This is a genomic window from Caballeronia cordobensis (assembly GCF_001544575.2).
Taxonomy (GTDB): domain Bacteria; phylum Pseudomonadota; class Gammaproteobacteria; order Burkholderiales; family Burkholderiaceae; genus Caballeronia; species Caballeronia cordobensis.
Map to the genome: position 1 here is coordinate 198,203 of NZ_FCNY02000008.1, position 12,418 is coordinate 210,620.

Genomic DNA, 12,418 nt, shown 5'->3' on the forward strand with positions numbered 1-12,418 from the left:
CATACCCTGGGACGATTGAAGGAAAGCGCGCGCCGTCCTGTAATGAAGCATGCCGACTGGCGTCCTGCGTTGTGCCGGTCGTTCTTCGTTACTGAAAGGAGGATGGCATGCGAATCCGAATGTCGAGTATCACCGTCGCTGCGGCCGCTTCATTGATGTTTCTATCGGCCGTTACCATTCCGCGGGCATCGGCCGCGGATTCATCGTCCGATAGCACGGCAGCGGGCAGCAAGAAGACAGTCCGCACTGAGAATCGCGCACTGAGCCATTCCGTGCGCCAGTCACTCACGAAAGTGCCGGGTCTGGACTCGTCGCATATCAATGTGCTTGCACGCGGCGGCACGATCACGTTGGCGGGGTATGCACCGGATCAGTCGCAGATCGATTCGGCACAGACGGCCGCATCGAAAGTTGCAGGTGTTCAGCGGGTCGACAACCGGCTCACCGTCCTCGAACCAGGCAATTGAATCGCGGCGCACACAGGCAGCATGACAGCGGCGCGCGTGAAAAAACGAACCCCGAGAGGAGTGACATGGCAGACAGTACTCGACCCGAAGCGTCGTCACGTCGTCGCTTCATGGAAACGGCGGTTGCGGCTGCGGCAGCGGGTTCCGCGAGCAGATTCGTCTTCGCCGATACGGCTATCACCACCACATCCGGACCGCCCGGCAGCGACAAGACCGCGTTGCGGCGCTTGCACGTGCATGTGCCGGAGGCGCAGCTTACGGAGCTTAGACGACGCGTCAAGGCGACCAAGTGGCCTGTTCGCGAGACGGTTCCCGATGCCTCTCAGGGCGTGCAGTTCGCGACGATGCAGAGCGTCGCGCATTACTGGACCACGACGTATGACTGGCGAAAAGTCGAGGCGAAGCTCAATGCGCATCCTCAGTTCGTCACCGAGATCGACGGCGTCGACGTTCATTTCACACACGTGCGCTCGCGCCACGCGAATGCGTTGCCGATCATCATCACGCATGGCTGGCCCGGCTCCGTCATCGAGCAGATGAAGATCATCGATCCGCTGACGAACCCGACTGCTCACGGCGGCGCGCCGGCGGATGCGTTCGATGTCGTGATTCCGTCGCTGCCGGGATACGGCTTCTCCGGTACGCCGACGACGACGGGCTGGGACCCGGCTCGCGTCGCGCGCGCCTGGGTCGTGCTGATGGAACGCGTTGGCTACACGCGATATGTTGCGCAGGGCGGCGACTGGGGCAATGCAGTCACCGAGCAAATGGCGCTGCTGAGGCCGCCCGGTTTGCTCGCCATGCATACCAACATGCCGGCGACCGTTCCCGACGATATCGCCAGTGCTTTGAAAGACGGCAAGCCCGCGCCGGCGAATCTGTCCGAAGACGAGAAGCATGCATTCGATCAACTCGACTTCTTCTACAAGCATGGCCTTGGCTATGCGCTGGAGATGGCCAATCGTCCGCAAACGCTGTACGGACTCCAAGACTCGCCGATAGGGGCGGCAGCCTGGATGCTCGATCACGACGCAAGCAGCCAGGCAATGATCGCGCGCGTTTTCCAGGGACAGCCCGAAGGCCTGACGCGCGATGACGTCCTCGACAACATTACGCTGTACTGGCTGACGGGCACATCCATTTCGTCGGCGAGACTGTACTGGGAGAACAAGTTCAACTTCTTCGCGCCGAAACATGTCGAGATTCCGGTCGCCGTCAGCGTATTCCCCGACGAGATTTATGCCGCGCCGCGCAGCTGGACGGAGCGGGCGTATCCGAAGCTGATCCATTACAACCGTCTTTCCAAGGGCGGACATTTTGCGGCGTGGGAGCAGCCTCAGCTTTTCACTCAGGAGATCCGCGCGAGTTTTCAGTCGGTACGCTAACTGAATGATCGACGAAGACTACGATATAGAAATCGACGAAGCATAGGAGAACGCCATGCACGATGAGACGATACGTAAAGCACTGGATGCACACTGGCTCGCCTCGGCCGCCGGCGATCTCGACGCGGAGCACGATATCTACGACGACAGCGCCGTTTGCGACTATCCTCAATCAGGCGAACGTATCTGTGGCAGAGCGAATCTCCAGGCACTGCGTTCGAGCCATCCGGACCGGCCATCGGGCTTCGAGGTGAGGCGGATACAGGGAGCAGGCGACCTTTGGGTGACGGAATACGTCATCACGTATCGGGAGCGCGCGGCTTATACGGTGAGCATCATGTCGTTTGCGAACGGAAAGGTCACGCACGAGACTCAGTACTTCAGCGAAGCGTTCGAGGCGCCCGCGTGGCGGAGTCAATGGGTGCAGCGCATTCCCTGACGCCTTAGGGCACGGCGGCGTCGATCCAGAGCACACCGACTGCGGAGGTATGAACATGAACATGCCCGATGATTTCCGGCTGAAGAAGTTGCCGCTCGAACACGGTGGTGGTCAAATGCCCGCCATCGGTTTCGGCACATTGATCGCCGATTCGGCCCTTACGTCGAGCGCAACCCGAACCGCGCTGAAGGTGGGCTATCGACACTTCGACTGCGCCGAGCGATACCGCAACGAACGCGAAGTCGGTGACGCTTTGCAAGCGGGACTGTCGAGCGAAGGGCTTTCGCGCGCCGACATCTTCGTCACCACCAAACTGTGGAACACGAATCATCGGCCGGAACGTGTCGAAGCGGCGTGCGATGCAAGCTGCGAACGGCTTCGGACCGACTATCTGGATCTGTATCTCATTCACACGCCTTTCGCCTTTCAGCCCGGCGACGAGCAAGATCCGCGCGATGCGAAAGGAAATGTGCTTTACGATGAAGGCGTAACACTGCTCGATACCTGGAAAGCGATGGAGCGCCTCGTCGATAACGGCCGATGCCGCGCCATCGGGCTATCGGATATCGGTCTCGAAGATCTGCGCTCGCTCTACGAATCTGCGCGAATCAAACCGGCCGCGGTGCAGGTCGAAGCCCATCCGTATCTACCCGAGAGCGAGTTGCTGGCGTTTTGCAAGGCGCATGGAATCATATTTCTCGCCTTCGCGCCTTTGGGACACGGAATCAGACCGGGACCGCTCGATGATCCGGTCGTCGCCCGGCTTGCCACGCGATTGAGCAGAACGCCGGCACAGTTGCTGCTCGCATGGGCCGTGCAACGCGGCACCGCGCTGCTGACGACGCCCAAGACCGAAGAGCGCGCGCGCGAGAACTTCGATATCTCCGCGTTGCCGGATGACGCATTCGACGAGATCGATGGCATCGAGACGAGGCAGCGTTTCAATGAAGTCGTCAAGACCGGGAGCCCCGGATTCATTCCTCGAATCAGTTAGTCAGCGAGGCTCGCTTGTCAGCGGGGTGGCATCGCCATAGGTCGACTCCCATCCGCCGCCGAGCGACTTGCACAGTGTGATGAGATTCTCCGCAGCCGTCGCCTTGCTTTCCTCGAGCTTGCTCTGCGCATCCAGCAACTGTCTCTGCACGTTGAGCACGTCGAGATAGTCGAGCGCGCCCGCCTTGTAGCGTTGCTGCGCGATACCGAGCGCACGCTTGTTCAACGTAACAACGGTCGTCAGGCGCTCATGCCGCCGCTGTTCGGCATCGTAGACGAGCAGGGCATCATCGACCTCGCGCCATGCTTCGAGCACCGTGCGCTTGTAGACGATCGCCGCCTCCTGCTGCTGCGCCTCGCGAAGCTGCAGTGTTCCCTTGAGCCGTCCGCCCTCGAAGATCGGAAACGTGATGGAAGGCCCCACGACGAATTGTCCCGACGCCCAATCGGCGAGATTCGAAAGCTGAAGACTTTGGAATCCCGCGCTGCCATTCAAGGCAATGCGCGGATAAAAATCGGCTTTCGCCATGCCGATGGATGCGGTCGCGGCATGCAACCGAGCTTCGGCCTTTTTGATGTCGGGCCGGCGCTGCGCGAGCTCGGACGGAAAGCCGACCGGAACCTGACGCGGAAGCGTGGGCACATCACGCGTGTCGGCGAGCATGTGTTGCAATGCGCCCGGTTGCTCGCCGAGCAGAACGCCGATGGCGTTGATGCTCGTATCGCGATGGGATTCGAGCGTAGGAATGAGGCTTTCGATGATTTCCATCTGCGCGAGGGCGTTGGCGACGTCGAGGTCAGTGGTGACGCCTTCTCGCACACGAACTTGCGTGAGCTTCACCGCGTCCCGCGCGATGCCGAGGTTCTGCCGCGCGATCTCCAGCAGGCTTTGCGTACTGCGCAAATCGACGTAATCACGCGCGAGTTCCGCGCGCGCCGCCAGAAGAATCGCGTTTCGATCTTCGTACGATGCATGGTTCAAAGCCGTGGCCGCTTCGACACTGCGTCTGACGCGGCCCCAGATGTCGATTTCCCACGATGCATCGAAGCCGGCCTGATACAGGTCATACGCCGGCGATCCTTTGGAGCCCGGTATCGCCGATACACCGAGCGGCGCGCTGCCGGACGCCGATTGCGGCTGGCTCTGCGAGGGTGTCACGCCGAGCAGCGAGAGGATGCCGTTTTCGCTGCCGCGCTCGCGGTTATAGGACGCGGCGGCATCGAGTGTCGGCAACCCGGCAGCGCCGACGATGCGCCGCTGCGCACGGCTTTGAAGCAGGCGCGCAGTTGCCGCGGCCACGTCCAGATTGGAGTCCGCGAGACGCTGTTCCAGCGCGTTCAGCATGGGATCGTCGAAGAGGGTCCACCAGTCGGGTATGAAGGGCGCCGCAACTGCCTTGCTCGGGGCCTGCGCCGTTAGCGTGCGGTCGAAAGCATCGGGCGCGGCGGCCTTGGGGCGCTCGAAGTCCGGGCCGACCATACAGCCCGTGATCGAGACGCATGCGAGTACGGCAAGCGCGATCGCGCGTAAGGAGTGCTCGTTCGGATTCATTTGGCCTCGACTCCCCGTGCGAGCGTTTCATTGCGCCGGCCCGTCGCGACCTCCGCCTCGACTGAAAGCCCCACGCTCAAACCCGATGCCGCTTCCTGTCCGTCATCGATCGTGATCTTGACCGGCACGCGCTGAACGATCTTCGTGAAGTTGCCGGTCGCATTATCGGGCGCGATGGGCGCGAAGCTCACACCGGTAGCGGGCGCGAGGCTTTCGGCGCGGCCGCGGATCACGACGCCGGGAAAGCTGTCCACTTTGATGCGCACCTTTGCGCCGGGCCGCATCCTTGCGATCTGATTCTCCTGGAAGTTGGCGACCACGTACGCTTGCGCCAACGGAACGACGGCGAGCACCGGCGCACCGGGCGTCACGAATGCGCCGACGCGCGCGGATCGGCGGCCGATCTTGCCATCGACAGGTGCAAGAATCTCCGTATACGAGACGTTGAGCTTCGCCTGCTCCAGCGACGCTTCGGCACGCGCTTGCGCGCCCGCGGCCTTGTCGCGTTGCGTTCGAAGCACGTCCAGATTTTGCTCCGTCGTCTTCAGCGCGGCACGGTCATGCGCTTGTTGCGCGAGCTGCTGGGCGAGCGTGCTCGACGCGCGCTGCTGCTCTTGCGCGGTGCCGGCGCCCGCATCCGAAAGGTTTTGATAGCGTGATGCGTTGGCGCGCGCGAATTGAATGGCGGCGTCGTCGGAGCGCAGCGTCGCGCGGGCCTGATCGACGAGCGAAGGTTGCCGCGCGATCTCGGCATCGAAGTTTGCTACCGATGCGCGGGCTGCGCGGACATCGGCTTCGGCACTCATCAGCGCGGCGCGAAAGTCTCGATCGTCGATGCGCACGAGCAGTTGTCCCGCCTTCACGATCTGATTGTCGTTGACCATGACATCGGAGATCTGGCCGGCGATACGTGGTGCAACGAGTGTGAAATCGGCCTGCACATACGCATCGTTGGTGGATTCGACGTCCGGATGCGAAAACAGCCTGATCGAAATCCATGCCACGACAGCGAGCGCAACGACCGATCCCACGGCGATGATGAGCCTGGAATGAGAGCGAATGAAGGATGGCATGATGACGTCCCTTAAGGGGAGGGCGACGGCTTGACGTACCACGGCGGATAGATACGCACAGGCAATACGGGAACGAGCACGAGCAGCGCAACGGCGACGCACGCCATGACGCGATATAGATCGGCTGATGCCAGCACGAGCGCCTGCTCATGCACGCGATGCGCGAGTTCGCCAACACCGTGCGTCGCGTCGATGCTCTGACTGGTAATCAGCGCGCGGTTACCGAGCTGATCGACGAGCAAGTTGGAATGAAAACGTTCACGAGCGGTGCCGATTCCTTCGATAAGACCGGTCGCCACGGCGGCGGAGAACGTCTTGACGGTGTTGAACATCGCGGACGCGAAGGGCCCCTCGGTCGGCGGCAAGCCGGTGGTGACGCCCATCAGAATCGAGAGAATCACCATCGGTTGCGCCATGATCTGCAAAGACTGCAACCAATAGAAGTTGTCGCGAATCCATTCGGAGGTCATGTAGTTGCCCATCGCGCACGTTGCGATCATGAACAACAGGCCGAGCGTCAAGACCCATCGCACATCGACGCGGCGCAGGTTGAGTGTCGCGGCCGTCAGCGGAAGCACGATCAATAACGGCAGTGCCACGAGCATCGACAGCGGCGCGGACTGCAGGGCGCGATACCCGTGCACGCGGGCGAGAAACTGACCCGGAATCGCGGAGACGCCGACCAGCAGTGTGACGGCGCCGGCGAGCGTGATCAGGCCATGCGTGAAGTTTCTGCGCGCCAGCAGTTGCAGCTTGAAGAACGGCATCGGATGAAACCACTCGTTGACCAGGAACGCGACGAGCAGCACGGTGCCACCGAGAAACATTGCGCAGATGAAATCGGAGCTTAGCCAGTCGAGTCGATCGCCTTGCAGGAGCGCGATCACGAGCATCGCCGCCGCTGGAAACCCGGTAAGCAAGCCTGTCCAGTTGAAGGATCGAAACCGTTCGAGCTTCAACGCATCGTCGGGAAGACCCCACGCAATCGCGACACAACTCACGAGGCCGAGCGGCAGAATCTGCCAGAACACCATCTTCCAGTGGACGTATTCCGTCCACAGCGCGGCGAGCGGCGTGCCGAGCGCCGGCCCGAACGTCGCGGTCAGCGCATATCCGGCGAGTCCGTAAAGCTTGATTTTCGGCGGTAGGTAACGCAGCGCGACGATGATCAGCATGGGCGGCAGGCAGCCGCCCGAGATGCCCTGCAGGACGCGCAAGACATACAGCGCCGTCAGCGAGGAGGCGAACGGGCACAGCAACCCGATGAGCATCGTGGCGAGCACGGCGCCTAGCGTGAAGCGCTTGAGCGTGAACGTGATGCCGAACCACGGCGCGAAGATCATCGTGGCGACGTTGGCCGCTTCGAACCATGCGGTGAACCAGGTTCCATCGTCATGTCCGATGGAGAAGGCGCCTTGAATATCGGACAGGGGGAACGCCGTGACCTGTTCGTTCAGGATCGCGAGAAGAGAGGCGAGCAGCATGCCAATCAGCCCCACCGCGACGCGCAACGACAGCCCCGCATCTTGCGGCGCAGCCTGTGGGGGTGCGGGTTCGCGTGCGACCAGGTTGTTGATATTCATGATGGTTGACCTGTTGCGCGTGTTCGGTCAGACATCGCATCACGGCATCGTGCGTTCCGATGACGAGACCCGTTTCTTATCCGGTTAATACACATGGTCTTCAGGAGAACGCACGTGCGGGAAGGCGAGAGAGGCCGCATTACCAATGACATTGCCTTGCGCGAGCGTCCCGCAGCGGAATGCATGGTTCCGTTTGCGCGAGTCACCGTTTTTTATTTTGGGCTGCGTAGAGTGTACGCGCGAGAAATTGCGGCTGCAGTTTTCGTGCAGACAATGAAGTTCGCCAATATCGCTACGTCGCGCTTGCGCCGGATGTTCGACAACTTCATCGGGATTGAACCGCCTATCGGAAGAGTGACTTCCGAATCGCATGGATTCTCTCTCGATTCAATCGAATATAGACTTCAGTGCATGTAAGGGCGCGTCGAGCGCCTGGTGCACGTGTGGAGTTGGCATGCGATATGTAGTCTCGAATCAATCTAAGGTCGAAATGAGTCAACTCATTACGGCCACGGCGCCGACCGGCTATGCCGCGCGCAATGAACAATACTGGCGGCGCAACCTTGCCGTCTGCGTGTTCGGCTCCTTCACGACGCTCGTGAGTCTCAGCATGCTGCTGCCGTTCTTGCCCCTGTATGTGCGGCAACTCGGCGTCGAGTCGCAGTCGGCGGTCATCGAATGGTCGGGTGTCGCTTTCAGCGCGACGTTTCTTGGCACCGCCGTCACGGCTCCGTTATGGGGACGCCTCGCCGATCGGTATGGCCGCAAACCGATGCTCGTGCGCGCGGCGCTCGGCATGGCTGTGGTGATGTCGCTGATCGGCGTCGCGCATTCGGTCCAGCAACTGGTCGTACTGCGTCTGATCGCCGGGCTGATAGGCGGCTACGCATCGGCTTCCACGGTGATGATCGGAACGCAGGCGCCACGCGAACGGGCGGGCTGGGCGCTCGGCATTCTGTCGACGGGCGCGCTCGCGGGCAATCTTGTCGGGCCGCTCATCGGCGGAATGCTGCCGGGGATTTTCGGCATTCGCGGCACGTTCTTCGCGGGGGCGGCAATGATTGCGGTGGCGGCGCTCCTGACCATTACGCTCGTGAAGGAAGATTTCAATCGCGGCGATGCGAAGGCGAGCGCGACGCGGACGGCATCGGCCGAGACGCCCAAGGCGAATTACGGCGTCGTCGCCGCGTTACTCGCGACCGCGATGATGGTGCTGCTCGCGAATATGTCGATCGAGCCGATTATCACCGTATATATCGGCGGTCTCAATGTGACGCCGGATCATGTGGCTAGCATCGCGGGTGTCGTCATGGCGTGCTCCGCCCTCGGCAGCATGCTGACGGCGGCGCGGCTCGGCGCGCTCGCCGACCGCATCGGAAGCTGGAATGTGATCGTCGTATGTCTGGTGTTGACGGGCATTACGATGATTCCGCAGGCGTTCGTGCACCAATGGTGGCAACTCGCCGGACTGCGCGTGCTTATGGGCATGACGCTCGCCGGGCTGCTGCCGTCGATCGCCAAGCTTGCACGCAGCGCCGTTCACGAAAGTCGCGCTGGACAGATGCTCGGATATCTGCAATCCGCGCAGTTCGGCGGGCAAGTGATTGGACCGGTGATCGGCGGGCAGATCGGTGTCTTGTTCGGCCTGCATTCCGTGTTCTTCGCGACCGGCGGCGTGCTGTTGGCGTGCGCGGGACTCGCGCATTGGGCGCGTACGCGATGAGCGGGACGCGCGCACCTTCGGAAGCGCGCCGATCTCTTTAGCCGTGAGAGATCGATGTCCCAACGACAGCCGGGATAAACGTGTTGAGATGGTCGAGTTCCTTCTCGATCGCCTCTCGCGCCGGCAATGTCGCCCCCTCCTGCAACAGGCGCCGCGCAGCTTGCAGCGCACCCGGCGGTTTGGCGGCGAGGCACATGGCGTAATCGTTCGCCGCGGCGCGGACATCCGCGTCCGCTACGACGCGCGAAACAAATCCATGCCCCAAGGCTTCTGCCGCTGTAATCGGGCGACCGCTCAACAACCAGTCGCGCGCCGTCAGATCGCCGACACGGCGGCCTAGCAAAGCCGTTGCTCCCGCCTCGGGAACGATGCCGAGATCGGCAAACGGAAATCGAAACATCGCGCTCTCGCCCGCGACCACCCAGTCGGCGTGAAGCAGCATCGTGGCGCCGAACCCCACCGCCGCGCCATTGACCGCCGCGACCAGCGGCTTGGGTTGATCCGAGAACGCGTCGATGCAGCGCCGGACCGCACCGTCGGCGGCCTGCGGCCACAGCGTCTCGAACGCGGCGGTGTCGTGGCCTGAGCAGAAGCTATCGCGGGTTCCGTGCAGCAGCACGCAATGCACCCGTATGTCGCGCTGCGCGAGGAGCAGCGCATCCGCCAACGCGTCGAACATCACGGCATCGAGCGCGTTCCGCTTCTCGGGGCGGTTCATTCCAATGGACCAGATCTGGCCATTGAGTTCATGGGTAATTCTGGCTTCCATCATGCGAACAGCGAGAAGCCGCCAACCAGTTTGCCTATCCTGTTTCTCGGGCCAACAAGGCCGACCGCCAGGTACTGGAGCGATTCTCCAGGATGTGTGAGGACGGCATCGAGAAACGCGTCGTAGTCGGTAGTGGCCTGTCCTTGTACGGGAAAGTCGACGACGTCGCAGTGCTGGAGCGACTTCCGGCGCAATTCGCTCAGTTGCAGGGACGTCGCCTTGAGCACGGGAATGCCGACAGGAATGAGCCCGGGGTGCGCAGTGCCATCGCCCTCCCGCAAAGGGGCGCCAACGAGACGGCTGTGACGCTGACCCAGCGTGAACGCCACGACCGCGGCTGCGTTCGACGCTTTACCGGGCGTCAGCGATTCATCGACGACGATGACACAACGCTCCGGCTTTTGCGTGGCCTCTGGCGGGTTCAAAGCGGGCATTTCGGTTTGCAAGGACACTGCTCTCTCCTGAAGGACTAGCCATAAAGCGAATGCTATTGGCTTCGTCTTCAAAAGTATTGGACGATTTTGCAGCGGTCGAGAAAGGTGCCCGTCCAATTAACTTTTCTTTGCAGAGTCGAACCAGCGCGGATAGTAGCGCTGGACGACTTCCCCGTCCGTCGCGAGGGCATGACACCGGTTCAGCTGAAACGGCCGCTCGCGATTCTGCGCATCCCGTGCGCGCTGATTCGCCATGGTCTGGAAGGCGAGCGTAGCCAGGACGCCGATCAGATCCGTCATATGCGTGCAGCCGTGCGTGCCGCCAAGGCGTTCCTTCACCGCCGCGCTCAAGCCCGGCGCAATGCGTAGTCCCACGAGTTTTCCGTAGTCGGGCGCGATGCGGTCGCACACGTTCTCATAAGGAAGGGCATCGAAGCACGCCTCGGCGGCGACGATATGCATGTCGGTATCGATCGTGATTCTCAGCGACATGTCGTGAATGGGCTCGCCAGCGCGACGCGTGCCGGCGGGTCCGATCTTGTCGTGTGTTTTGACATCGACGAGGCGCGCTTCGAGGTCGTAAAGACCGCCCGGCCTCGCATAGCCATTCGCTTCGATACGCCGTGTGTGCAGCAATTCCCGCTCTTCAATCGTGGACAGTGGCATCAGCAAGCTCAATGAAGGGCGATGCCGGAGCAAGCCGGCTTCGCATGTGAAGGGACGATTGCAATCGAGTTGATGCATACGGTATCGCAACGCATCCGCAAGCTAAGACTCCCATCGACCCGCTTGCGCGCATATAGAATATAAATTATATTTTGTGCACGGGGAACCAAGGAGGAGCAGTGAATAGTCCATTTGAAGACGTCCAGATACTGGACCTGACGTGGGAATTCGGCCGCTACGTGGGCCGGCTATTCGGGGATCTCGGTGCGCGGGTGACGCGTATCGAACCGCCGGGCGGATTGCCTGACCGGCGGGCGGCGACATCGGCGGACGCAATCGAACGCGAGCCGGCGGTCTATGAATTCGAGTTCTTGAACGCGGGCAAGGACAGCATGACGCTGGATCTGACCTCCGCGAAAGGCCGCGAAACGTTCGCGGCGCTGGCGCAGTCGGCGAACGTGATCCTGCTCGAGCGCGGCGGTCCGTTGTATGACGAACTGTCGTGGGTGCGGCAGCAGGCTCCGCTGGCGGTCGTGACATCGATCTCGCCTTTCGGACGCACGGGTCCGTGGGCGGATGCGCCCGCGACCGATTTGACGCTGCAGTCGGCGGGCGGCATCGCCTGGCTGTCGGGCCGTCTGACCGATGCGCCGCTGCGCTTGCCGGGCCTGCAAGCGACGATGGTCACGGGGGTATACGCGGCAACGGCGACATCGCTGGCGCTGTACGACACGCTGGCCACGGGCCGCGGTCACGAGGTGGACGTATCGGCGCAGGAGTGCATCGCCCACTCGTTGCAGAACTCCATCCAGATGTGGGACTTCGAGCGCAAGGTGTCGATGCGTGGCGGCGAAGGCACGCGAGACGCGAGCGAGGACATGTTCGCCTGCCGCGACGGGTTGATTTTCCTGGCGGCGCCGCGCTCGCTGGGCGTGTCGTGGAACGCGCTCGTGGACTGGATTCAGGAGACGGGACATCCGTCGGCGGAAGAGCTCACGAAGGAGCGCTGGGCGGATCGCGTATGGCGGCTCACGGGCGAGGCGAAGTCGATATTCCGTCAGACGCTGGAATCGTTCACGCGGGACTACACGCAGGATCAGCTCACGCAAGAGGCGCTGAAACGCAAGATCGTGATGGGTCCGGTGGCCCGGGTCACCGACGTGCTCGACGACCCTCAGCTCAGACACCGCGAGTACTTCGAGCAAGTGGCGTTGTCGCTCGCTGGCGCGCGCGTGAGCTTTCCCGGCGCGCCTTATCGATTGTCCGAGCCCGTATGGAAGCTCAGGCCCGCCATCGCCGGCAATGAACAGCCGCAGCCGGCGTGACACAAGAAG

At 62.1% G+C, this 12,418-nt stretch carries 12 protein-coding genes; 6 read left to right on the forward strand and 6 right to left on the reverse strand.

The annotated features are described in order from the left end of the window. The first annotated feature begins 119 nt into the window (after positions 1–119). From AWB70_RS17305 to AWB70_RS17320, 4 genes are all read left to right on the forward strand, one after another. Entirely contained in the window at positions 120–467 is a 348-nt protein-coding gene (locus AWB70_RS17305) for a BON domain-containing protein (RefSeq protein ID WP_063786727.1), read from the forward strand. Positions 468–532: 65 nt separating this feature from the next. Then, entirely contained in the window at positions 533–1,852 is a 1,320-nt protein-coding gene (locus AWB70_RS17310; protein WP_053570511.1) for an epoxide hydrolase family protein, read from the forward strand. Positions 1,853–1,907: 55 nt separating this feature from the next. Beyond that, a complete protein-coding gene (locus tag AWB70_RS17315; RefSeq protein ID WP_053570510.1) occupies positions 1,908–2,291 on the forward strand; it encodes a nuclear transport factor 2 family protein in 384 nt (127 codons plus the stop codon). Positions 2,292–2,346: 55 nt separating this feature from the next. Next, positions 2,347–3,285: an aldo/keto reductase gene (locus tag AWB70_RS17320; protein ID WP_053570757.1), complete on the forward strand. Its 939-nt coding sequence runs from the start codon at positions 2,347–2,349 to the stop codon at positions 3,283–3,285. Here the strand turns inward: AWB70_RS17320 and AWB70_RS17325 are convergent, their stop codons facing one another. From AWB70_RS17325 to AWB70_RS17335, 3 genes are read right to left on the reverse strand one after another with little or no spacing between them, the layout of a single operon-like run. Beyond that, positions 3,286–4,836: an efflux transporter outer membrane subunit gene (locus AWB70_RS17325; protein ID WP_053570509.1), complete on the reverse strand. Its 1,551-nt coding sequence runs from the start codon at positions 4,834–4,836 to the stop codon at positions 3,286–3,288. Then, positions 4,833–5,909, reverse strand: a complete 1,077-nt coding sequence (locus tag AWB70_RS17330) for an HlyD family secretion protein (protein WP_053570508.1) — start codon at positions 5,907–5,909, stop codon at positions 4,833–4,835. The genes AWB70_RS17325 and AWB70_RS17330 overlap by 4 nt, the downstream gene beginning before the upstream one ends. An 11-nt stretch (positions 5,910–5,920) precedes the next feature. Then, a complete protein-coding gene (locus AWB70_RS17335; protein ID WP_053570507.1) occupies positions 5,921–7,492 on the reverse strand; it encodes an MFS transporter in 1,572 nt (523 codons plus the stop codon). A 490-nt stretch (positions 7,493–7,982) separates the two neighbouring features. Between AWB70_RS17335 and AWB70_RS17345 the strand changes: the two genes are divergently transcribed. Continuing rightward, positions 7,983–9,215 (forward strand): MFS transporter, encoded by a 1,233-nt coding sequence (locus tag AWB70_RS17345; protein ID WP_053570505.1) that lies wholly within the window; start codon positions 7,983–7,985, stop codon positions 9,213–9,215. 37 nt (positions 9,216–9,252) lie between these two features. Here the strand turns inward: AWB70_RS17345 and AWB70_RS17350 are convergent, their stop codons facing one another. The 3 genes from AWB70_RS17350 to AWB70_RS17360 form a co-directional block, all read right to left on the reverse strand. After that, a complete protein-coding gene (locus AWB70_RS17350; protein ID WP_053570504.1) occupies positions 9,253–9,987 on the reverse strand; it encodes an enoyl-CoA hydratase/isomerase family protein in 735 nt (244 codons plus the stop codon). Beyond that, positions 9,984–10,436 (reverse strand): DUF2000 domain-containing protein, encoded by a 453-nt coding sequence (locus tag AWB70_RS17355; protein ID WP_082378148.1) that lies wholly within the window; start codon positions 10,434–10,436, stop codon positions 9,984–9,986. The genes AWB70_RS17350 and AWB70_RS17355 overlap by 4 nt, the downstream gene beginning before the upstream one ends. A gap of 99 nt (positions 10,437–10,535) precedes the next feature. Then, the gene (locus AWB70_RS17360; RefSeq protein ID WP_053570755.1) at positions 10,536–11,084 is read right to left on the reverse strand and encodes a DUF2889 domain-containing protein; all 549 of its coding nucleotides are present in this window, start codon (positions 11,082–11,084) and stop codon (positions 10,536–10,538) included. Positions 11,085–11,263: 179 nt separating this feature from the next. Here AWB70_RS17360 and AWB70_RS17365 point away from each other — a divergent pair, with 179 nt between their 5' ends. After that, positions 11,264–12,409, forward strand: coding sequence for a CoA transferase (locus AWB70_RS17365; protein ID WP_053570503.1), 1,146 nt, complete (start codon positions 11,264–11,266; stop codon positions 12,407–12,409). Positions 12,410–12,418 lie beyond the last annotated feature (9 nt).

Excerpts from the sequence above, each read along its gene's own strand:
- AWB70_RS17315 (WP_053570510.1), top strand. The coding sequence starts at position 1,908 with ATGCACGATGAGACGATACGTAAAGCACTGGATGCACACTGGCTCGCC.
- AWB70_RS17325 (WP_053570509.1), bottom strand. The coding sequence starts at position 4,836 with ATGAATCCGAACGAGCACTCCTTACGCGCGATCGCGCTTGCCGTACTC.
- AWB70_RS17330 (WP_053570508.1), bottom strand. The coding sequence starts at position 5,909 with ATGCCATCCTTCATTCGCTCTCATTCCAGGCTCATCATCGCCGTGGGA.
- AWB70_RS17305 (WP_063786727.1), top strand. The coding sequence starts at position 120 with ATGTCGAGTATCACCGTCGCTGCGGCCGCTTCATTGATGTTTCTATCG.
- AWB70_RS17335 (WP_053570507.1), bottom strand. The coding sequence starts at position 7,492 with ATGAATATCAACAACCTGGTCGCACGCGAACCCGCACCCCCACAGGCT.
- AWB70_RS17350 (WP_053570504.1), bottom strand. The coding sequence starts at position 9,987 with ATGATGGAAGCCAGAATTACCCATGAACTCAATGGCCAGATCTGGTCC.
- AWB70_RS17360 (WP_053570755.1), bottom strand. The coding sequence starts at position 11,084 with ATGCCACTGTCCACGATTGAAGAGCGGGAATTGCTGCACACACGGCGT.
- AWB70_RS17320 (WP_053570757.1), top strand. The coding sequence starts at position 2,347 with ATGAACATGCCCGATGATTTCCGGCTGAAGAAGTTGCCGCTCGAACAC.
- AWB70_RS17310 (WP_053570511.1), top strand. The coding sequence starts at position 533 with ATGGCAGACAGTACTCGACCCGAAGCGTCGTCACGTCGTCGCTTCATG.
- AWB70_RS17345 (WP_053570505.1), top strand. The coding sequence starts at position 7,983 with ATGAGTCAACTCATTACGGCCACGGCGCCGACCGGCTATGCCGCGCGC.